The organism is Streptomyces sp. NPDC101237 (assembly GCF_044767465.1).
In the GTDB taxonomy this organism is placed as follows: Bacteria; Actinomycetota; Actinomycetes; order Streptomycetales; family Streptomycetaceae; genus Streptomyces; species Streptomyces gramineus.
The window spans coordinates 1-20,725 of record NZ_JBIWNY010000054.1 but is presented as its reverse complement, the minus strand read 5'-3'; the positions used below and the strand labels follow the sequence as shown (position 1 = coordinate 20,725).

Genomic DNA, 20,725 nt, shown 5'->3' with positions numbered 1-20,725 from the left:
TGCGCGGGGCGGCGGTGGGGCGCCGGGGGGGCCCGCCCCGCCCCCGCCCCCGCCGGGCCGCCGGCGGGCCCCCCCACGACGAGGGCCCGCACCCCCGAGGGGAATGCGGGCCTTTGACGTCGCTGACGCCTACCGGGACTGCTGCGCCGGAACCCCGCGGGAGACCGGCTCGTCCTCCACCGGGCTGCTCGCGGCGGCGACCGCCGCACCCGTCAGCGTGGCCAGCATCTCGCGGACGTTGGTCAGCTGGGCGTTGATGCTGTCGCGGCGGTTGGTCAGCGCGGCCAGCTCACGCTCGGACTCCGAGCGGATCCGGTCGGCCTTGGCGTTCGCGTCCGCGACGATGTCCTCGGCCTGACGCTGAGCCGTCTCGACGGTCTGGCGCGCCCGGCGCTCCGCGTCGGTGCGCAGCTTCTCCGCCTCCAGGCGCAGCTGCTCCGCACGGTGCTCGATCTCGGCGAGACGCTTCTCGGCCTTCTGCTGACGCGAGGCCAGGTCGCGCTCGGACTGCTCACGCCGCTTGGCGAGGTTCGTCTCGAAGTCGGCGGCGGCCTGGGCGGCCTTCGCGCGGGTCTCCTCGAAGAGCGCGTCCGCCTCCTCACGCTTGGACTGCGCGTCCTTCTGGGCCTCGGAACGCAGCTGCGACGCGTCGCTCTTGGCCTTCTCGACGATCCGGACGCCCTCGTCCTCGGCCTTCGACTTGCGCTCCGCGGCGAACGATTCCGCGTCGTTGCGTACCTGCTGAGCCGCCGACTCGGCGAGCTCGCGGTGCTGCTCGGCAGCCCGGCGGGCCTCCTCGCGCAGGTCCTTGGCCTCTTCCTCGGCGAGGCGAAGGATCTTCTCGACACGCGCGCCGAGACCGGCGTACGACGGCTCTGCGTCGGTTACCTGGGCCTGGGCGTTCTGCGTCTCGAGGTGGAGCTCCTCGATGCGCTTTTCCAGAGCGGTGATGCGGGCGAGAGCGCTGTCACGGTCGGAGACGAGCTTGGAGATCCGTTCGTCCACCTGAGCGCGGTCGTACCCACGCCGCACAAGCTCGAAGCCGTAGGGGGAAGTGTCGCTCATGGGGTTCCTGTCGAGTGAGACCGGTGAGGTGATAGGTGGAATCCTAGGGGCCGAAGCGGTGTGTCATCGAGCGGATACGTGTTTGATCTGGAGAATGACACCCCTTTTGGGTGGCTGGCTGTGAGATCGCTTGCCAAAGACCCTGTCAAATGTTCGGGCAAAAGCCTCAGAACACTACAGAATCGACACAGACTTCTAACCTTCTGACGACTTGCCACCCGATCGAGGGGCCCCCACGCTGGTGGCCGCCTTGACTCCGCCGTCCTTGCCGGCTCCCGGGGTCTCGAAGGACTCCAATGCCTCCAGGACGTCCTGGACACGCGAGATCTCACCGTTGATGTTCTCCCTGCGGCGCTCCAGGATCTCCAGTTCGCGCTTGCCGGCATCGACCGTGGCCCGTGCCTCGCGGACCGCCTCGGCCTTCAGCTCCTCGGCCTCGCGGACGAGCGCGGCCTTCTTCTGCTCGGCCTCCTTGAGCAGCCCCTCCGCCTTCTTGACGGCGGCGATCCGCACCTTGCCGGCCTCCGAGTTGGCCTCCGACACCAGGTCCTTCGCCTTGGCCTGGGCCTTGGACAGCTGCTCCTCGGCGGCCTTGATGAGTGCGTCACAGCGGTCGCCGGTCGACTTCATGGTCTCGGCGGCCTCGCGGCGGGCCCGCTCGTGCAGCTCCTCGATCTCGCTGGTGATGCGGTCGCGCAGCTCCTCCGCCCGCTCCCTTATGGCGGTGGCGTCCCGGCGGGCGCCCACCAGCAGCTCGTCCGCGTCCGCGCGGGCCTTCTCGACCAGCGAGTTGCCCTCGACCGTGGCCTCGGCCACCAGCCGGTCGGCCTCCTTGCGGGACGCGCCCACCATGCTGTCGGCCTGCGCCTCGGCGTCCGCGGTGGTCTGGTGGGCCTGCTGCTGCGCCTCGGTGAGCAGCTTGTCGGCCTCCGCGGCCGTCTCGTTGATGAGCGTGTCGACCTGCTCGGCCACGTCCTGACGCCGCTTGTTGGCGTCCTTGCGGGCCTCGTCGAGCGTCCGCTCGGCCTCCTCGCGGGCCGAGTTGAGCATGCGCTCGACCGCCGCCTCCGCGTCGCCCCTGAGCCGCTCCGCGTCGGCGCGGGTCCGCTCGGCGTGCAGCTGGGCGGAGCCGACCGTCTCGGCGGCCTCGGCCCGCAGCCGCTCCGCGTCCCCGGAGGCGTCGGCGATCAGCTTCTCCGCCTTGGCGATGGCGTCCGAGCGGACGCGGTCGGCCTCGGCGACGGTCTCGTTCTGCAGCCGCTCGGCCTCGTTGCGGGCCTCGGTGATGAGGGTGTCGGCCTGGGTGGCCGCGTCCGAACGGATGCGGTTGGCGTCCTCCCGGGCCTCGGCACGTGCGCGCGAGGCGTCCTGCTCGGCCTGCGCGGTGGTGTCGGAGGCCTCGGTGCGCACCCGCTGGGCGTGCGCGGCCGTCTCGGCCCGCAGCCGCTCCGACTCCGCGACGGCGTCGGTCACGGTCCGCTCGGCCAGCGCCGCCGCCGCCTCGGACGCCTCGGCGGCCTCGCGGCGGATCCGGGCGGCGTCCTCGCTGGCCCGCTCGCGCTCGGCGTAGGCGTCCGCGCGGACCCGGTCCGCCTCCTCCTCGGCCTCCCGGCGAGTGCGGTCCGCGACGTGCTCGGCGGCCGAACGCAGCCCGGCGATCTCCTCCTGGGCCTGCTCGTGCAGCCCGGAGACCGATTCCCGCACCTGCTGGGCGTGGAGCTCCGCGGCCGACACCATCTCGGTGGCCCGCCGCTCCGCCTCCTCGACCAGCCGTACGGCCTCGGCCTGCGCCTCCTCGACCCGGTTGCGCGCCTGGGCCAGCAGGTCCTCGCTCTGCTCGCGGGCCCGCTCACGCTCTTGGTCGGCCTCCTGGCGGGCCGAACCGAGCAGTTCCTCGGCCTCCCGGCGCCGCCGGGCCGCCTCCTCCTGCGCGGCGGCCAGCGTCTCGGACGCCTCGGTGGACAGCCGTTCGGCCGCCGCCTGCGCCTCGGCGCGGACCCGGTCGGCGGTGTCCTGGGCCTCCTGCTTGAGCCGCTCCGCCTCGGCCGCCGCCTCGGACCGCAGCCGTACGGCGACGGACTCGCCCTCCGCGCGGGACGCGGACGCGTCGGAGGCGGCCTCGTCGCGCAGGCGCTGAGCCTCGGTCTCGGCCTGCTGCTGGAGCGTGCGGATGCGTTCGGCCGCCTCGGAGCGCAGCCGGTCGGTCTCCTCGCCCGCCTCGCGGCGGATCCGGCCGGCCTCCTCGCGGGCCTCGGCGAGCGCCTGCTCCGCGCCGGCGAACCGCTCCTCGGCCTCGGCGTGCAGCCGGTTCAGCTCCTCGGCGGCCTCCGCGCGCCGGGACTCGACACCCCGCTCGGTCTCCTCGCGCAGCTCCCGCGCGGCCCGCTCGGCGTCCTCCCTGAGGGCGTCGGACTGCTCCTGCACCTCGGCGCGGTGCCGGTCGGCCTCCTGGCGGGTGCGCTCCAGGGTCTCCTCGGCCTGCCGGCGCAGCGCGGTGGCGCGCTCGATGGCCTCGGTGCGGACCTTCTCGCTGTCGGTGGCGGCGGACTGCCGCAGCTCGTCCGCGTCGGCCTTGGCCTTGGCGAGCAGCTCCTCGGCGGACCTGGCGCCCTCCTCGATCTTCTGCACGGCCTCGCGCCGGGCCTCGGCGCGGATCGACTCGCCCTCGGCGACCGCCTCGGACCGCAGCTGCTCGGCCTCGCCGCGCAGCCGGCGGGCCTCCTCCTGCAGCTCGACCGTCTTGGCGCGGTACTCCTTGGTGTCGTCCTTGGCCGTGCCCTTGAGCTGCTCGGCGATGTCGTGCGCCTCGGCGCGCAGCCGGTCCGCCTCGGTCTCCGCCTCGGTGCGGATCCGCTCGGCCTCCTCGGCGGCGGCCTTGGTGGTGCGCTTGGCCTCCTCGGCCGCCTTGTTCAGGACGTCCTCGGCGGTCTTGGCCGCCTTGGACAGCTGGGAGGCGCTCTCCTCGGCGGTCAGGGTGCGGGCCTTCTCGGAGGCCTCCGCGATGATCTTCTCGGCCTCGGCGCGCGCGTCCGCGACGACCTGCTCGGCGCTCGCCTTGGTGGCCTCGGCCTCCTTGGTGGCCTCGCTGACCAGCCGGGCGACCTGCTCCTTGGCGGTCTGGGTGCGCTGCGTGTTGGTGGCCTCGGCGCTGGAGAGGGCCTTCGTGGCGTTCGCCTCGGCCTCGGTGACCAGCTTCTCGGCCTCGGACTGCGCCTTGCGCAGCGCCTCCTCGGCCTCCGCCATCCGCTGCTCGGCGGCCCGGCTCAGCTCACCGGCCTGCCGGCGGGCGGCGTCCGACTCGGTCGCGGTGGACGTGCGCAGCTGCTCGGCGTGGGCGGTGGCCTCCTGGGCCTGCGTGGACGCGGCGTTCAGCAGCCGCTCGGCGTCCCGGCGGGCACGCAGCAGCAGCTGCTCGGCCTCCGCGCGGGCGGCCTCGGCGTCGCTGGTCACCCGCTGGCGGGCCTCGGTGGCCAGCCGCTCGGCCTCCGCTCGGGCGGTGGCCATGGCCTGCTCGGCCTCGGCCCGCGACTCGTCGAGCAGCCGGCGGGCCTGGGACTCGGTCCGGGCCCGCAGCTGCTCGGCCCACGCCACGTTCTCGTTGACGTGCGACTCGACGGTCTGCCGGCGTTCGGCCAGCTCCTGGTCCAGCTGCTGGCGGCGGGTCACCGCCTCCTGGTGCAGCTCGGCCTGGAGCCGCGCGGCCTGCTCGGCGTGTTCCTGGAGGATGCGCTGGGTCTGGGCCCGCGCCTCCGCGGCCACCCGCTCCGCCTCCTGGCGGATCTGGTCGGCCTGCACCTGGGCGTTCCGCAGCAGCTGCTCGGCGTGGTAGCCGATGTCACCGCCGTCGAAAGCGGGCCGGGACATGATGGTGCGCCGCGCCTCGTGCAACTTGGCGCGCAGCACCTCGACCTGGTAGCCGAGGTCCTCGGCATGCTGGATCGCCTTTTCCCGCTCGGTCTTCAGCCGCTTCATCTCGGCCTCGAACCGAGAGAGGTGGTCGACGTCAGCCGCCGGCTCTCGCTCCTGGCTCTCGTAGCCCCGCACTGCGCGGTCCCATCCGTCCCCTGGTCGCAACCTTCTCCGAACGAGCTCCGTTCATCCGCCGAACGGGGCTCCCGGGGAATGGTGTCAGATCAACGGCGGAGCACGGGCTGCTGCCCCGACGCTCGTCCCCCGAAACCCGGACCCCGGCATGCGGCCGCCCCGGCCCTGCGAAGGTGCGAAGGGACGACCGCCCCCAACCCTACCGGCCCATATGTACGAGGGTCAGTGCTCAGGTGACTCAACAGCCGCCGAAGTGACCAGTTCTGTCAGTACACCGTGGCAATCCTTCGGATGCAGGAAGGTGATCCGCGACCCCATGGAGCCGATCCGTGGCTCCTCGTACAGAACGCGTACGCCCTTGTCACGGATGTCCGCGGCGTCACCGTCGACATCGGCCGTACCGAAGGCGATGTGGTGCACCCCCTCGCCGTTCTTCGCGAGCCACTTGCCGACCGCCGAGTCCTCCCGGGTCGGCTCCAGAAGCTGCAGGTAGGAGGCGCCTCCGTCGGACGTCTCGTTGATCTTGAGCATGGCCTCCCGCACGCCCTGCTCCTCGTTGACCTCGGTGTGGAACACCTCGAAGCCGTACGTCGCCCGGTAGAACTCGACGGTCGTGTCGAGGTCGTGGCAGGCGATCCCGATGTGGTCGATTCGCGTCAGCATGGATTCAGTGCAGCGCCACCGCGATGGTTACGCAACGTGCCAGCGATCACACTGACGGCCCGATGACGGCACGGAGTGCCACGCAATACATTCGAAGTAAACCCTCGTTCACTCCTCGGCAGTGCAGCCGGTAAGGGGATTCGCAGCTCATGACTTCTGGAACCACCGGAACCACCTCAGTGATCGTCGCGGGCGCGCGCACGCCCATGGGACGGCTGCTGGGCTCGCTGAAGTCCTTCTCCGGAGCCGACCTGGGCGGCTTCGCGATCAAGGCCGCCCTCGACCGCGCCGGGATCGGCGGCGACCAGGTGCAGTACGTGATCATGGGGCAGGTGCTCCAGGCCGGCGCCGGCCAGATCCCGGCCCGCCAGGCGGCGGTGAAGGCCGGCATCCCGATGAGCGTCCCGGCGCTCACGGTCAACAAGGTCTGCCTCTCCGGCCTCGACGCCATCGCCCTGGCCGACCAGCTGATCCGCGCCGGCGAGTTCGACATCGTGGTCGCGGGCGGCCAGGAGTCCATGACCAACGCCCCGCACCTGCTCCCCAAGTCCCGCGAGGGCTTCAAGTACGGGTCGATCGAGATGCTCGACGCGATGGCGTACGACGGCCTGACCGACGCCTGGGAGAACATCCCGATGGGCGAGTCGACCGAGAAGCACAACACCCGCCTCGGCCTCGGCCGCGAGGAGCAGGACGCGGTGGCCGCCCTGTCCCACCAGCGGGCCGCCGCCGCGCAGAAGAACGGCGTCTTCGAGGCCGAGATCACCCCGGTGGAGATCCCGCAGCGCAAGGGCGAGCCGGTCGTCTTCAGCAAGGACGAGGGCATCCGCGGCGACACCACGGCCGAGTCCCTCGGCCGGCTCCGCCCGGCCTTCACCCGCGACGGCACGATCACGGCGGGCTCCTCCTCGCAGATCTCCGACGGCGCGGCGGCCGTGGTCGTGATGAGCAAGGCCAAGGCCGAGGAACTGGGCCTGGAGTGGCTCGCGGAGATCGGCGCCCACGGGAACGTGGCGGGACCCGACAACTCCCTCCAGTCGCAGCCCTCCAACGCCATCCGGCACGCCCTGAAGAAGGAGGGCCTGGGCGTCGGCGACCTGGACCTCATCGAGATCAACGAGGCCTTCGCGGCGGTCGCCGTCCAGTCAATGAAGGACCTCGGGGTGTCCACCGAAACGGTGAACGTCAACGGCGGCGCCATCGCCCTGGGCCACCCCATCGGCATGTCCGGCGCCCGCCTCGTGCTGCACCTCGCGCTGGAGCTCAAGCGGCGCGGCGGCGGCGTCGGCGCGGCCGCCCTGTGCGGGGGCGGCGGCCAGGGTGACGCGCTGATCGTGCGGGTACCGAAGGCCTGAGCACCTTTCTCGGCGCGCACGCAAGCGAACGGAAGCGAACGGAGCTGTGATGCAGGACGTCTCCTCACTGGTGGCCCAGGCCAGGGAGGGCCGGCCGCGTGCGGTGGCCCGGCTGATCTCACTGGTGGAGGGGGCGTCCCCGCAGCTCAGGGAGGTCATGGCGGCCCTCGCGCCGCTGACGGGCAACGCGTACGTCGTCGGCCTGACCGGCTCTCCCGGGGTCGGCAAGTCGACCTCCACCTCGGCCCTGGTGACGGCCTATCGCAAACAGGGCAAACGGGTCGGCGTGCTGGCCGTCGACCCGTCCTCGCCGTTCTCCGGAGGCGCCCTGCTCGGCGACCGCGTCCGGATGTCCGACCACGCCTCGGACCCCGGCGTCTACATCCGCTCCATGGCCACCCGGGGCCACCTCGGCGGTCTCGCCTGGGCCGCCCCGCAGGCGATCCGGGTCCTGGACGCGGCGGGCTGCGACGTCGTCATCGTCGAGACGGTCGGGGTGGGCCAGTCGGAGGTGGAGATCGCCTCCCAGGCGGACACCTCCGTCGTCCTGCTCGCCCCGGGGATGGGTGACGGCATCCAGGCGGCCAAGGCCGGGATCCTGGAGATCGGCGACGTCTACGTGGTCAACAAGGCCGACCGGGACGGCGCCGACGCCACCGCCCGCGAACTGAACCACATGCTCGGGCTCGGCGAGTCCCGCGGCCCCGGCGACTGGCGCCCGCCGATCGTCAAGACCGTCGCCGCCCGCGCCGAGGGCGTCGACGAGCTGGTGGAGGCCCTGGAGAAGCACCGCGCCTGGATGGAGGAGCGGGGCGTGCTCGCCGAACGCCGGCTGGCCCGCGCCGCCCGCGAGGTCGAGACCATCGCCGTGACGGCCCTGCGCGCACGCATCGGCGACCTGCACGGAGACCGCCAGATCGGCGCGCTCGCGGAACGCATCGTCACCGGCGAACTGGACCCCTACCGCGCCGCGGACGAACTGGTGGCGGGGCTGACGGAGAACTGACCGTGGCCGCGCCCCGCGCCCGCTGCTAACTTGACCGGCATGTTCCTCTCCCTGGCGTAGGAGCGCACCCGGCGCCGCCACCGGCACGTGACCACTCCGTGCCGTGGCGCGCCCAGGTGTCCCCTTTCCGCCTCCGCCACGAGGAACCCACCCATGTCCGCGCTGACCCCGTCGCGCCCTTCACCCGTCCCGCGGCCCTCCTACGCCGCCGTCCTGCGCGTCCCGCACGCGCGCCGCACCTTCCTCGCCGCCCTCGCGGCCCGCCTCGCCTACGGCACCGTCTCCCTGTCCGTCCTGCTCTCGGTGACCCGGGCGGCCGGCTCGTACGCCTGGTCCGGGGTGGTGACGGCACTGTTCGGCGGCTCGGCCGTCGTCCTGATGCCGGTCCGCGCGGCCCTGGTGGACCGGTACGGCCCGCGGCGCGCGCTGTTGCCCATGGCCGCCGCCTACAGCGCCGCGCTCTGCCTGCTGGCGGCCCTGACCTGGCACCCGGGAGCCCCGCCTGTGGCGCTCGCGGGTGCCGCCGCCCTCGCCGGCTGTCTCGCGCCGCCGCTCGGCCCCGTCATGCGGGCCGCGTGGGGCCGCCTGGTCGACGACCCTGCGCTGCGCCGACGGGCCTACAGCCTGGACGGGGTCGCCGAGGAGCTGCTGTTCGTGTCCGGCCCTGCGCTCGTCGGGCTGCTGCTGCGCTTCGGGCCGCCGCCGGCCGGGCTGCTGCTGAGCGCGGTGCTCATGGCGGCCGGGACCTGCGCGTTCGTGACGTCACCGGCCGTGCGCGGTGTGACCCCCGTGAGGCGGGCGCCCGGCGGCGCGGCCGTCGGAGCCTTTCCGGCGGCTCCCGTGGTCGCCGCCGCCGGTCTTGGCCTCGCACTGAGCGGTGCCGAGCTGCTGGTGACCGCCTTCGCCGGGCAGCGGTCGTACGGCACGCAGGCGGTCCCCTGGATCCTGGCCGCGCTCTCGGTGGGCAGCGCGGCGGGCGGTCTGCTGCACGGGGCGGTGGAGTGGCGCCGTCCGGCCGCCGGACGGCTCGCCTGGCTGACCGCGGCCCTCGGGGCGGCCCTGGCGCTCGCCGGGGCGGCCACCGGCGTCTGGACGCTCGTCCTGGCCCTGACGGTGGCCGGCGCCTTCGTGGCCCCGGCCCTGACGACCGCGTACCTGCTGGCCGACGAGTCGGCGCCCGAGGGGGCCCAAAACCGGGCCGGGGCGTGGGTGAACGCGGCCGTGAACGCCGGAAGTTCGGTCGGCGCGGTGGGCGCGGGGCTGGCGCTCGGGCGTCTGCCGGTGGGACTCTGCTTCGTCCTGGCGGGAGCCGTGGCCCTGCTCTCCGCCGCGCTGGTACGCGCGGCGGACCGGTCACAGGCCCGGGAAAAGGGGGCGGCGGACGAGACCTGAACCCTCGTCCGCCGCCGTCGGGTGCCGTTCGCCGCTACGGGCGGCCGCGTTGGCCGCGCAGGTGTTCGGCGATCGGCTTGAGGCCCTTGTCGAGCTCTATCAGGGCCTCCGGCGACAGCAGGTCGATGAAGTGCCGTCGCACGGAGGCGACATGATGTGGCGCCACCTTCTTCATCGTCTCCATGCCGTGCTCGGTGAGCACGGCGAACAGTCCGCGGCGGTCGGACTCGCAGTTCTCGCGGCGTACCAGGTTCGCGTTCTCCATACGGGTGATCTGGTGCGAGAGCCGGCTCTTGGACTGGAGCGTCGCCGCCGCGAGGTCGCTCATCCGCAGCCGGTAGTCCTCGGACTCGGACAGATTCACCAGGATCTCGTAGTCGTTCATTGTCAGGCCGAACGGCTGCAGATCCTTTTCGAGCTGGTACGTCAACAGCCTGTTGACCTCCAGGTGGGTGCGCCAGGCGCACTGCTCCGCATCGGTCAGCCAGCGCGTGGCCGTCTCGGTCTCCATGTATGAAGTCTACCTAAAATGTTGAAAGGCGAACTAGTGAGGGTGGTGTGACTGCGCGCACGCGTTCGATGTCACACTCCGCAGACTACCGCTCACAGCCCGAAGCGACGTTGCAGGTCCCCCAGCTGTCCGGGAAGGCGCGGTGCGCCCTGCGGCTGTGAACGACCTGTGAAAGGCCCGCTCGCGCCGGGTACTCCGGGCTCCTGTGGAACCGCTCCCGTGGCCTGCTCCGCCATCAGTGTCTCGGTGGACTGGAGCAGCACCGTGCCGGCCCCCACGAACTCGAACTGGTGCTCCTCCCCGGAGGCCCCGCCGAGGCCCGTCATCGCACGTAGACCGCCCATGACCCCGGTCATGTACCCGTGGTCGTAGTGGTGGCACGGAGAGGGGCAGTCGGCCCATCCCACGAGCGCCTGCGGGTCCACCCGGATCGGGGGTTCCATGAACACCACCGGACCGTTGGACGCGGCCACAAACTTCCCGGTTCCGATAAGGGTCAGAAAACCCGGCACGATCGACTGTTTGAGCGCGAGACTTGGCTGAAAAGCGAGCAGGTTGCCAGAGCGAATGGTCAGGTTGCCCTCGTCCAGGTCGTACGAATTCACGTCGAAGGCCCGGTCGGCGAGGAGCATCTTGCCCGAGCCCTCCGCCACCACCCAGTCGCTCGCGTGCAGAGGCGAATGGAAGGACGTGCGCACCAGGCGGTCCAGCCGGCCGTGTCCGACGCCGTTGAAGTCGATCGAGCCGTAGTAGGCGATCATCTTCCCCTTCTGCAGGAACCACTGGCCGCTCTTGAGCTCCACGCAGAAGGTGTACTTGTTGACGTTGTCGTCGACGGGAAGGGTCATGGGGTCGTGCACCACCGGCCCGGCGGCCCCGTATGCGCTCACAGCTTCTCCTCCGACGCCTGGACGTACACCGTGCCGTTCCCGCTGAGCTCCAGCTGGAACGCCTCGCCGGAGCCGCGGCCCACCATCTCCCGCCAGCCGAGCGCGGCCGACAGCTTGTTGCGGAGGTCGCCGTGGTGGGCGACGTAGGCCTGCGGGTCGACGTGGACCGGGCGCTGCGGGGTGACCGGGATCTCGAAGACACCGCCGTGGGCCATCACGGCGACCGCGCCCCGGCCCGTGAGTGTGGTCGTGAACAGGCCCTGGCCGGTGACCTGGCCGCGCACCAGGCCCATCACGCCGCCCTGGGAGCCCATGAACATCGTGCCCTGCTGGAGCGTGCCCTCGAAGGCGAGCAGCCGGTCCGCCTCGACGTAGAGGGTGTCGCCGGAGAGGGTGATGACCTGGACGTGGTGGCCGCCGTGCCCGAAGAAGACCGTGCCGCTGCCCTCGACGGTCATCAGCGGTGTGGCCTCGCCCGCGACCCGGCGCCCGATCATGGACATCAGTCCGCCCTGGCCGCCCTGGATGTTGGGGGTGAAGGAGACCTCGCCCTTGTAGGCGAGCATCGCCCCGCGCTGGCTGTACAGCCGCTGTCCGGGCGCGACGGTCGCCTCGACCATCTTGGAGTTCACCTCGCGCAGGGCCATCTCACACATCCCCCGCGATCGTGTTCCGCTCGCTCGGCTGCACGTACACCAGGCCGTCCCCCTCGAACCGGATCTGGAAGGCCTCGCCGCCGCCCTCGCCGAGGAAGGTGCGGAAGGTCACACCCGACTGGAAGGACTGGCGGAGGTCGCCCTGATGGGCGATGTAGGCACCCGGGTCCACGGTCAGCGGGTACTGCGCGCTGACCCGGAGCACCACCGCCGGGCCGTCCGACATGATCGCCGCCTGGCCGTGGCCCTCGACGGTCGTCGTGAACAGCCCGTTGCCCTGGGAGGCGCCGCGCAGGCCGGTGAAGCTCGTGCCGGTGCGCAGGCCGGCGTCGGTCGCGAGCAGGTTGCTCGACTCGACGTACAGCTTGTCGCCCTGCAGGCCGACCAGGTTGATCTCGGACGCCCGGTCCGCGAACCAGCACGTCCCGTGCCCCTTCACCTCCATCACCGTCATCTGCTCGCCGGTGAGCCGCCGGGTCACCATCCCCCGCAGCCCCTCACCGCCGCCGCTCAGTTTCTTGAACGCCATCTGCCCGTCGTACGCCACCATCGAGCCGTTCTTCGCCTTCACGGCGTCCCCGGTCATCTCGACGGCGAGCACCTTGCTGCCCTGGAGTCGGAACATCGCCACGCTGCGAAGGTAGCCGCCCCGCGACCCCGCCGACAGATCCCCGGGGTGGACTTCGTCCCGGATCCTCCCCCTAGGGACCTCGCCGGCGCCCCCCTCCTCGCCGCTCCCGACCCCCCCACCCCCACGCCCGGACCGCGCGGCTGCTTTGCCACAATGGGCGGACGTTTTGTGCTCGCGTTCACAAAGAGTGGACGTCTCTCCCACCGAAGGTGACTCGTGGACATCAAGACCGCCACCGCCATCCGCCGCCTGCGCCTGGTCTCCGCCCCGGAGGCCGTCTCCTTCCTGATCCTGCTGCTCTGCTCGGTGCTGAAGCGGACCACGGACTTCAACGCGGTGCCCGTGATGGGCGCGGTCCACGGCGTCCTGTTCATCCTGTACGTGATCTTCTGGGCCGACGCCTGGAACCGCGCCAAGTGGTCCCTGGGCACCGGGCTCCTCTACTTCGTCCTCTCCGTCCTGCCGACCGGCGGCTTCTTCGCCGAACGCAAGCTCAAGCGCGCCGCCGAGGACGAGATCATCGCCGCCCGTGCCCGCCAGGAAGGAACCGTGAAGGCATGATCGTCGCCTTTTCCGTGACGCCGCTGGGCGTCGGCGAGGACGTCGGTGAGTACGTCGCCGAGGCCGTCCGGGTGGTCCGCGAATCCGGGCTGCCGAACCGCACCGACGCCATGTTCACCTCGATCGAGGGTGACTGGGACGCGGTCATGGACGTCGTCAGGCGGGCCGTCGCCGCCGTCGAGGAACGCGCCCCGCGCGTCTCCCTGGTCCTGAAGGCGGACATCCGCCCCGGTGTCACCGACGGCCTCACCAGCAAGGTGGAGACGGTCGAGCGGCACCTGGCGCCGTGACCGGCGGCGGCCGAGGTCAGCCGCCCGCAGCCCCCGAGGCCAGTGCGATGCCCAGGGGAGTGCGCTCGTACAGCACCTGGTGGCCGTAGCGGCGTGAGGTCAGCAGGCCCGCGTCCCGCAGGGCCGCCAGGTGCGCCGAGACCGAGGACGGGGCCAGCCGCAGCCGGTGGGCGAGGGCGGTGGTGGTGGCCGGTTCGGCGAGGGCGGTCAGGACCGCGGCGCGGCCCCGGCCGAGCAGCCGTACGAGCGCGCCGGGCGTGTCCTCGGCCGGGTCGGTCCACAGCCCGCCGATGCCCCGGGCCGGGTAGACCAGCGTCGGCAAGGCCGGGGGGTCGAAGGTGCTGACCAGGTCCGGCCAGGTGAACACGCTCGGCATCAGCACCAGGCCCTGGCCCCCCAGGCGCCGTTCGTAGGCGCCGGGGGAGGCCACCGTCAGCGTCCCGGACCGCCAGCCGCACCGGCGGTGGATCTCCGGCAGCAGGCCGCCGAGGCCCACCTCCGCCAGCCGCCGGGAGTGGAAGGTGATGTCCGCCTCCAGCAGGGCGCGCAGCCGGGGCCAGTCCGGCGCCACCAGGACCCGCCAGGCCGCCTCCAGCGCCCCGGTCAGCTCCCGGACCATGCGCGCCGGATCGGCCAGCCAGGCCCGGCCGGTCGCCGACTCCAGCGCGCCCGGCGTGTCCGCGAGCGAGCGCGCGGTGTCCGCGCGGGCCGTCCGCGGGTCCACCGCCCGCAGGGCGGCCAGCTCCTCCTCGAAGGAGGCGGCCGGACCGGCCGCCGGCGGCACCAGCCAGTCCGGCGAGTGACCGCGGCGGGGCATCAGCAGCCACAGCGGGGCCAGGTCGAGACCGGCGGCGACCGCGCTGATCCGCCGCAGCCAGGGCGCGTGATACCCGTGCCGGTCCGGCCGCCGCAGGGTCCGCACCGCCTCCTGCGTCTCCCAGAGCGGGGACACGGCGAACCGGCAGCGGAGGAAGTCGTCCTCGTCGAAGTGCAGATGGGAGGGCATGGCGGGGTCCCGGGCGGTGGAGCGGAGGATGCGGACGGCCGCGGAAGATTCGGCCGGTGCCGAAACTCTAAGCGCACGGCCCCGGGGCGGGCACGCTGCCCTCCATGTCCGCGCCTGCCCTGGAGAGACCCGCCGGCTACGGCCGGGTCCTGGCCGTACCCGAGTTCCGTGCCGTCTTCGCCGCCCATGTGCTGTCCATGCTCGGCGTGATCGTCAGTGAGATCGCGCTGTCCGTGCTGGTGTACGACCTCACCGGATCGCCGCTGCTCAGCGCCCTGACCTTCGCGCTGGGCTTCCTGCCCTACCTGGTCGGCGGCACCCTGCTGGCCCCGGTCGCCGACCGGTTCCCGGCCCGCCGCGTGCTGGTGGTGTGCGACCTGGTGTGCGCGGGGTGCGTGGCGGTGATGGCGGTCCCCGGCACCGGGATCGGGGTCCTGCTCGGGCTGCGCTGCGCGCTCGCCGTGGTCTCGCCGGTCTTCGCCGGCACCCGGATGGCGACCCTGTCCGACATCCTCGGCGGCGGGGACCTGTTCGTGCTCGGCCGCTCGCTGCTGCGGATCGTCGCGCAGAGCGCGCTGCTGGTCGGCTACGGCCTCGGCGGACTGCTGCTCGCCGTCCTCACCCCGCGGCACGCCCTGGTGATCACCGTCGGCACCTTCCTCGCCTCGGCCGCGCTGCTGCGCCTCGGTACCCGGCGCCGCCCGGCCCGCGTCCGGACCCGGGAGCGCGGGGGCACCCGGCAGTTGCTGGCCGACCGCCGCGTCCGCCTGCTGCTCCTCCTCTTCTGGATCCCGGCCATGTTCGCCGTCGTCCCCGAGGCGCTCGCCGCCCCCTACGCCGACGCGCTCGGCAGCGGCTCCCCGGGGCTCGGCCTCCTGATGTGCGCGCTGCCGGTCGGCACGGTCGCCGGGGAGCTGTACGCCGGTGCCCGGCTCGGCCCGGCGGCCCGGGAGCGGATCGCCCTGCCGCTGGTCTGCCTCACCCTGCTGCCGTACCTGGGCTACGCCCTGCACCCGTCCCTGGCCGTGTCGCTGCTGCTCCTGCTGGTGGCGGGGGCCGGGTCGGCGTACACGCTGGGCCTGGACCAGTGGTTCGTGCGGGCCGTGCCCGAGGAACTGCGGGGCCGGGCCATGACCGTGCTCAGCGCCGGGCTGATGACCCTGCAGGGCGTCGGCATGGCGCTGGCGGGCGTGGCGGCGGAGGCCGTCGGCGTGCGGGCGACCGTGGCGGGCGCCGGGGTGGCCGGCGTGCTGTGCTGCTGCGGTCTGGCGGCGGCGGCCCGGCGGACGGGACGGCCGGTGCCGTAGCGGCGGGCCCGTGCCGGCGGGCCGCGGACCGTGCCGCGACCGTGCCGCGACCGGGCCGTGACCGGGGAGGTGACCGAAAGCCGAGACACGGCTGACCGGTATATGACCGGCCGGTAGGGTCGGTGGCGTGCCGAAGCCTCTCAGTCTCCCCTTCGACCCCATCGCCCGTGCCGACGACCTCTGGAAGCAGCGCTGGGGAAGCGTGCCGTCGATGGCCGCGATCACGTCGATCATGCGGGCCCAGCAGATCCTGCTGGCCGAGGTCGACGCGGTGGTCAAGCCGTACGGGCTGACCTTCGCGCGCTACGAGGCGCTGGTGCTGCTGACCTTCTCCAAGGCCGGCGAGCTGCCGATGTCGAAGATCGGTGAGCGGCTGATGGTGCACCCGACCTCCGTGACGAACACCGTCGACCGGCTGGTGCGGTCCGGTCTGGTGGCCAAGCGGCCCAACCCCAACGACGGGCGCGGCACGCTCGCCACGATCACCGGGAAGGGCCGCGAGGTGGTCGAGGCGGCCACCCGGGACCTGATGGCGATGGACTTCGGGCTCGGCGCGTACGACGCCGAGGAGTGCGCGGAGATCTTCGCGATGCTGCGCCCGCTGCGGGTGTCGGCACACGACTTCGACGAGTGACCCGGGACAAGATCTCCCGGAACGGGTCGTTACGCTCTTCCCCATGAAGAAGAGCGTGCTGACCCGCTACCGGGTCCTGGCCTACGTCACCGGTGTGCTGCTGGTGCTGCTGTGTCTGAGCATGATCGCCAAGTACGGGCTGGACATCGACGGCGCGGCCGACGTCACGCGGGTCGTCGCCATCGCGCACGGCTGGCTCTACGTCGTCTACCTGGTCTTCGCCTTCGACCTGGGCTCCAAGGCGAAGTGGCCGGTCGGCAAGCAGCTGTGGGTGCTGCTCGCGGGCACCGTCCCGACCGCGGCGTTCTTCGTGGAGCGCAAGGTCAGCCGCGAGCTGGAGGCCAAGGTCACCGAGGGCACCCCGGTCGTGGCCAAGGCCTGATCTCACCGCCGTACGGACACCCGTACGGCGGTCCCCCATCGACTTTTACTAGGACGTCCTAGTAAATTCGTGGGTATGGACGCTGACGCCATCACGGAGGGCCGCCTACGCTGGCAGGCCCGCTACGACGCGGCCCGCAAGCGGGACGCTGACTTCACGACGCTCTCCGGTGACCCGGTGGAGCCGGTGTACGGGCCCCGGCCGGGTGACACGTACGAGGGATTCGAGCGGATCGGCTGGCCGGGGGAGTACCCCTTCACCCGCGGGCTGTACCCGACCGGCTACCGGGGGCGGACCTGGACCATCCGTCAGTTCGCCGGCTTCGGCAACGCGGAGCAGACCAACGAGCGGTACAAGATGATCCTCGCCAACGGCGGCGGGGGTCTGTCGGTGGCCTTCGACATGCCGACCCTCATGGGCCGCGACTCCGACGACCCGCGCTCGCTCGGCGAGGTCGGGCACTGCGGGGTGGCCATCGACTCCGCCGCCGACATGGAGGTCCTGTTCCAGGACATCCCGCTCGGTGACGTCACGACCTCGATGACGATCAGCGGCCCGGCCGTCCCGGTCTTCTGCATGTACCTCGTCGCCGCCGAACGGCAGGGCGTCGACCCGGCGGTGCTCAACGGCACGCTCCAGACCGACATCTTCAAGGAGTACATCGCCCAGAAGGAGTGGCTGTTCCAGCCCGAGCCCCATCTGCGCCTCATCGGCGACCTGATGGAGTACTGCGCGGCCGGCATCCCCGCCTACAAGCCGCTGTCCGTCTCCGGCTACCACATCCGCGAGGCCGGAGCGACGGCTGCGCAGGAACTGGCGTACACGCTCGCGGACGGCTTCGGATACGTCGAACTGGGCCTCAGCCGCGGCCTGGACGTCGACGTCTTCGCACCCGGACTCTCCTTCTTCTTCGACGCGCACGTCGACTTCTTCGAGGAGATCGCCAAGTTCCGCGCGGCCCGCCGGATCTGGGCGCGCTGGATGCGGGACGTGTACGGGTCCCGGTCGGAGAAGTCGCAGTGGCTGCGCTTCCACACCCAGACCGCGGGCGTCTCGCTGACCGCCCAGCAGCCGTACAACAACGTGGTCCGCACGGCCGTCGAGGCGCTCGCCGCGGTGCTCGGCGGCACCAACTCGCTGCACACCAACGCCCTCGACGAGACCCTCGCGCTGCCCAGCGAGCAGGCCGCCGAGATCGCGCTGCGCACCCAGCAGGTGCTCATGGAGGAGACCGGCGTCGCCAACGTGGCCGACCCGCTGGGCGGTTCCTGGTACGTCGAGCAGTTGACCGACCGGATCGAGGCCGACGCCGAGAAGATCTTCGACCAGATCAAGGAGCGCGGCCTGCGCGCCCATCCGGACGGACGGCACCCCATCGGGCCGGTCACCTCCGGGATCCTGCGGGGCATCGAGGACGGCTGGTTCACCGGTGAGATCGCCGAGTCCGCCTTCCAGTACCAGCGGTCCCTGGAGAAGGGCGACAAGCGGGTCGTCGGCGTCAACGTGCACACCGGTTCCGTCACCGGCGACCTGGAGATCCTGCGGGTCTCGCACGAGGTGGAGCGGGAGCAGGTACGGGTCCTGGACGCGCGCAGGACCGCACGCGACGAGGGCGCGGTGCGCGCCGCCCTGGACGCGATGCTCGGCGCCGCCCGTTCCGGGGCCAACATGATCGGACCGATGCTCGACGCCGTACGCGCCGAGGCGACCCTGGGCGAGATCTGCGGTGTGCTCCGTGAGGAGTGGGGGGTGTACACGGAGCCGGCGGGCTTCTGATCCGCGCTCACCCGGGAGCGGCCGTGGCGCGCCCCGAGGGGCGCGCCACGGTGGAGCGGGGGAGGGTCAGCGGCCGCCGGCGGTGCCGCGCCGGCGCAGGCCGAGGAAGACGGCGCCGCCGGCCACGACCAGCGCGGCGGCGATCCCGGCGATCGTGCCGGTGCTGGAGTCGGCGCCGGTCTCGGCGAGGTGCGTGCCGCCGACGCCCGGGGACGGGGCGTTGTGCGGTGCCTTCGGCGGGACGGTGCGCCCGGAGGGCGACGGCGTCGGGGTCGGGGACTCCACCGGGGTGGTGGCGGAGGGCGTCGGCGTCGGGGTGGGGCTCTGCTCGGGAGCGCAGCCCTCGGACGGGGTGGTCAGCAGGTCCTTGACGTCGTCGTCGACCGCGCCGTTGTCGGTCTTCACGTGCACGCGGTACGTGGCGTTCGGCTGCCAGTCCTCGGTGAACGTGACCTTGGTGCCCTCCCCGGAGCCCCGGACGGTCTGCTCGCCGACCTGCTTGACGTCGGCGCCGTTCTCCTGGAGGAAGACGGTCACCGTGGCGGGGGTGGCGGAGGAGTCCTCGTCGGTGACGACGATGACCCCCTGGCTGCCGTCGCAGACCGCCGCGGCGGAGAACTCGCCGATGGTGCACGCGGAGGCGCTGCCCGACAGTCCGAGGACCAGCGCGGTGGAGGCGGAGGCGAGGCTCAGGACGCGCACGGAGCGCCGAGCTCTGAGGCTGGGTATGGACACGTTTGCCCTTAGGTCTCGATCATGAGCGGGAGTCGGAGATGCGAAGGGGCGCGGGCAGGACATCCGCCGCCCCTCGGCGACTCACAGATCTATAAGCGCCCTTGGGGACTGTCAACGCATAACCGACGTAAGGGCGTTGTTCCTGCCCGGTCGGGCAGTGGTGCCGGGCGACGCCCGGGGGCGGCGGCACGGGCCGCCGCCCCCGGGGCGGTGTTCTCAGAACGACCAGAGGTACGGATTGGGGAAACCGCCGGAGGCCAGCCCGGCCCCCTCGGCGACGTTGACGTCGGCGCTCGCGATGTATCCGCCGTTGTTCACGTAGGCGTCGACGTGGACCATGTACACGGAGGCGCTGGTGCGCTGCCAGTAGGCGGTCCGGCACTGACCGGCCGGCACGCCCAGGAAGCCGCCGTCGCCCCAGTAGACGTTCGTCTGGAAGATGCTCTGGGAGCAGACCTGGAGCTGCCAGGCCGGGACCGAGGAGGCGGACGCGGAGCCCGCCGCCCCCAGGGTGAGGGCGCCCACCGCGGCGCCGACGGTGGCGAGCGCGCGAACGCGTGATCTGAACATGGACTTCATCGGACTTCCAACCCTCGCTGACGCATGAACCTTGCGGACGTCAGCTTGTTCGTCCGAGGGCTCCGATTTCCCTACGGCGAGGGGGAGTCGGGCCGTACGGGCACAGTTGCTGCCCGTGCGGCGGCGGGTCAGACGCCGAGTTTGCCGAGGGTCCAGCCGGTGACCGCGTCCAGCCGGCCGCGCCAGAACGGGAGGGTGATCGGGGTGGCGCCGGGGACGAAGAGGGTGGTGTCCTTCAGGTGCACGAAGCGCGGGACCTCGGCCGCGGACTCGTCGTGGCCGCCGACCTCCTCCCGCACCTGCTCCAGCATCCGGTCGACGGTGTCCGGGAAGAGGCCCATCGTGCCCGCGCTGGTGTTGGCCTTGGTGAGGATCGTCTCCGTCCACAGGGACTTCCAGGTCTCCCGCGAGACGAGATCGCCGCTGATCACACCGCTCGGGGTGCCCAGGGTGATGGTCATGCTGGTGACGCCCTGGCCGCCGTCGACCATGGTCAGCAGCAGGGAGAGGTAGAGGTCATGCACGGGCTCGGTGGTGAGGATGCCGTTGCCTTCGGGGCGGCTCATGGTGGGTTCCTTCTGTGCTCGCGCACCGAGGGCCGTCCGGGGGCGGTGCGCTGTTGCCAGCAACGTAGCGGACGGCGGCGGCGGCGACCGGCGGCGCTCCGTCATCAGCGTGGCGGACCGCCCGCCGTCCGGACCTGCGGCGGGCCTCGCTCAGCAGGTCCTGCTCCTGAGGGGTGAGGGCGGCGAGCAGCTTCGGGTTCTTCAGCCACCCGCCGAGCAGGGCGTGCGAACCACCGAGCGCGAGGGAGTACGACCACAGGCTCTCGCCCCGGGAGCCGTCGCTCCAGCCGGCCGCCCAGGCCAGCAGATGGCCGATCTTCTCTTCGGTCTTGTACCGGATCGGTACGGGGTGCGCGGGATGCATACCTACATGTTAGGTAGGGGTGACGCGCAGCCGTCAAATGACGAACGAGCGCTTTCGGGCCCCGAGTTGCCCGATCGGCGGGCGGTGGCGGGAGGGGTGGACCGAGGGGGCGGCAGGTGTGCCCGAAGGGGTGATCGAGGCCACGTTAGTTCTGGATTGAACAATCAAGAATTACTGCTAGGCTCTGCCTGTGAGGGAAGCGCGGATGTGCGACCCCATTATGTATTGATCATTCCAGAAAGGGACTGTCATGGAACTGCACCTCAAGGGCAAGGTCGCCGTCGTCACCGGAGCCAGCAAGGGCATCGGCCT

Annotated in this window: 21 protein-coding genes; 9 read left to right on the top strand and 12 right to left on the bottom strand. The window is 72.1% G+C overall.

What is annotated here, in order from left to right; all coding sequences use genetic code 11:
• Window positions 1-129 precede the first annotated feature (129 nt).
• The 3 genes from ACIRQ9_RS39715 to mce form a co-directional block, all read right to left on the bottom strand.
• Window positions 130-1,065, bottom strand: a complete 936-nt coding sequence (locus ACIRQ9_RS39715; RefSeq protein ID WP_365290313.1) for a cellulose-binding protein — start codon at window positions 1,063-1,065, stop codon at window positions 130-132.
• Window positions 1,066-1,260: 195 nt separating this feature from the next.
• Window positions 1,261-5,109 (bottom strand): polarized growth protein Scy, encoded by a 3,849-nt coding sequence (gene scy, locus ACIRQ9_RS39710; RefSeq protein ID WP_404185466.1) that lies wholly within the window; start codon window positions 5,107-5,109, stop codon window positions 1,261-1,263.
• Between the two features lie 222 nt (window positions 5,110-5,331).
• Window positions 5,332-5,772: a methylmalonyl-CoA epimerase gene (gene mce / locus ACIRQ9_RS39705; RefSeq protein ID WP_362175724.1), complete on the bottom strand. Its 441-nt coding sequence runs from the start codon at window positions 5,770-5,772 to the stop codon at window positions 5,332-5,334.
• A gap of 149 nt (window positions 5,773-5,921) precedes the next feature.
• Here mce and ACIRQ9_RS39700 point away from each other — a divergent pair, with 149 nt between their 5' ends.
• The 3 genes from ACIRQ9_RS39700 (at window position 5,922) to ACIRQ9_RS39690 (ending at window position 9,525) form a co-directional block, all read left to right on the top strand.
• Complete coding sequence (locus ACIRQ9_RS39700) at window positions 5,922-7,127, top strand: acetyl-CoA C-acetyltransferase (protein ID WP_404185462.1); 1,206 nt, start codon at window positions 5,922-5,924, stop codon at window positions 7,125-7,127.
• Window positions 7,128-7,176: 49 nt separating this feature from the next.
• Window positions 7,177-8,133, top strand: a complete 957-nt coding sequence (gene meaB / locus ACIRQ9_RS39695) for a methylmalonyl Co-A mutase-associated GTPase MeaB (RefSeq protein WP_404185459.1) — start codon at window positions 7,177-7,179, stop codon at window positions 8,131-8,133.
• Between the two features lie 153 nt (window positions 8,134-8,286).
• Window positions 8,287-9,525, top strand: a complete 1,239-nt coding sequence (locus tag ACIRQ9_RS39690; RefSeq protein WP_404185456.1) for an MFS transporter — start codon at window positions 8,287-8,289, stop codon at window positions 9,523-9,525.
• A gap of 34 nt (window positions 9,526-9,559) precedes the next feature.
• Here ACIRQ9_RS39690 and ACIRQ9_RS39685 read toward each other — a convergent pair whose 3' ends face one another.
• From ACIRQ9_RS39685 to ACIRQ9_RS39670, 4 genes are all read right to left on the bottom strand, one after another.
• A complete protein-coding gene (locus tag ACIRQ9_RS39685; RefSeq protein WP_351710553.1) occupies window positions 9,560-10,036 on the bottom strand; it encodes a MarR family transcriptional regulator in 477 nt (158 codons plus the stop codon).
• 92 nt (window positions 10,037-10,128) lie between these two features.
• A complete protein-coding gene (locus ACIRQ9_RS39680) occupies window positions 10,129-10,926 on the bottom strand; it encodes an AIM24 family protein (protein WP_351322016.1) in 798 nt (265 codons plus the stop codon).
• The gene (locus tag ACIRQ9_RS39675; protein WP_404185472.1) at window positions 10,923-11,573 is read right to left on the bottom strand and encodes an AIM24 family protein; all 651 of its coding nucleotides are present in this window, start codon (window positions 11,571-11,573) and stop codon (window positions 10,923-10,925) included. Before ACIRQ9_RS39675 ends, ACIRQ9_RS39680 begins: the two co-directional genes overlap by 4 nt.
• A gap of 1 nt (window position 11,574) precedes the next feature.
• Window positions 11,575-12,207 (bottom strand): AIM24 family protein, encoded by a 633-nt coding sequence (locus ACIRQ9_RS39670; protein ID WP_404185469.1) that lies wholly within the window; start codon window positions 12,205-12,207, stop codon window positions 11,575-11,577.
• Window positions 12,208-12,429: 222 nt separating this feature from the next.
• Here ACIRQ9_RS39670 and ACIRQ9_RS39665 point away from each other — a divergent pair, with 222 nt between their 5' ends.
• A complete protein-coding gene (locus tag ACIRQ9_RS39665; RefSeq protein ID WP_404185452.1) occupies window positions 12,430-12,774 on the top strand; it encodes a DUF3817 domain-containing protein in 345 nt (114 codons plus the stop codon).
• Window positions 12,771-13,064, top strand: a complete 294-nt coding sequence (locus ACIRQ9_RS39660) for an MTH1187 family thiamine-binding protein (protein ID WP_404185449.1) — start codon at window positions 12,771-12,773, stop codon at window positions 13,062-13,064. Before ACIRQ9_RS39665 ends, ACIRQ9_RS39660 begins: the two co-directional genes overlap by 4 nt.
• Window positions 13,065-13,080: 16 nt before the next feature.
• On the opposite strand, the gene ACIRQ9_RS39655 is transcribed toward ACIRQ9_RS39660, so the two are convergent.
• A complete protein-coding gene (locus ACIRQ9_RS39655; RefSeq protein ID WP_404185446.1) occupies window positions 13,081-14,070 on the bottom strand; it encodes a DUF5937 family protein in 990 nt (329 codons plus the stop codon).
• Window positions 14,071-14,174: 104 nt separating this feature from the next.
• Between ACIRQ9_RS39655 and ACIRQ9_RS39650 the strand changes: the two genes are divergently transcribed.
• From ACIRQ9_RS39650 to ACIRQ9_RS39635, 4 genes are all read left to right on the top strand, one after another.
• On the top strand, window positions 14,175-15,377 hold the full coding sequence (locus ACIRQ9_RS39650) for an MFS transporter (RefSeq protein WP_404185443.1): 1,203 nt from the start codon (window positions 14,175-14,177) through the stop codon (window positions 15,375-15,377).
• 127 nt (window positions 15,378-15,504) lie between these two features.
• Window positions 15,505-16,011, top strand: a complete 507-nt coding sequence (locus tag ACIRQ9_RS39645) for a MarR family winged helix-turn-helix transcriptional regulator (protein ID WP_404185440.1) — start codon at window positions 15,505-15,507, stop codon at window positions 16,009-16,011.
• 43 nt (window positions 16,012-16,054) lie between these two features.
• Window positions 16,055-16,393 (top strand): DUF3817 domain-containing protein, encoded by a 339-nt coding sequence (locus ACIRQ9_RS39640; protein WP_351322033.1) that lies wholly within the window; start codon window positions 16,055-16,057, stop codon window positions 16,391-16,393.
• 75 nt (window positions 16,394-16,468) lie between these two features.
• The gene (locus tag ACIRQ9_RS39635) at window positions 16,469-18,169 is read left to right on the top strand and encodes a methylmalonyl-CoA mutase (protein ID WP_404185437.1); all 1,701 of its coding nucleotides are present in this window, start codon (window positions 16,469-16,471) and stop codon (window positions 18,167-18,169) included.
• 66 nt (window positions 18,170-18,235) lie between these two features.
• Here the strand turns inward: ACIRQ9_RS39635 and ACIRQ9_RS39630 are convergent, their stop codons facing one another.
• From ACIRQ9_RS39630 to ACIRQ9_RS39615, 4 genes are all read right to left on the bottom strand, one after another.
• Window positions 18,236-18,904 carry an LAETG motif-containing sortase-dependent surface protein gene (locus ACIRQ9_RS39630; RefSeq protein ID WP_404185434.1) on the bottom strand — a complete coding sequence of 223 codons (669 nt, stop codon included), beginning with the start codon at window positions 18,902-18,904 and terminating at the stop codon, window positions 18,236-18,238.
• 216 nt (window positions 18,905-19,120) lie between these two features.
• Complete coding sequence (locus tag ACIRQ9_RS39625) at window positions 19,121-19,474, bottom strand: hypothetical protein (protein ID WP_404185431.1); 354 nt, start codon at window positions 19,472-19,474, stop codon at window positions 19,121-19,123.
• A gap of 137 nt (window positions 19,475-19,611) precedes the next feature.
• Complete coding sequence (locus ACIRQ9_RS39620) at window positions 19,612-20,049, bottom strand: hypothetical protein (RefSeq protein ID WP_351322039.1); 438 nt, start codon at window positions 20,047-20,049, stop codon at window positions 19,612-19,614.
• Entirely contained in the window at window positions 20,000-20,413 is a 414-nt protein-coding gene (locus ACIRQ9_RS39615) for a hypothetical protein (RefSeq protein ID WP_404185428.1), read from the bottom strand. The genes ACIRQ9_RS39620 and ACIRQ9_RS39615 overlap by 50 nt, the downstream gene beginning before the upstream one ends.
• Window positions 20,414-20,725 lie beyond the last annotated feature (312 nt).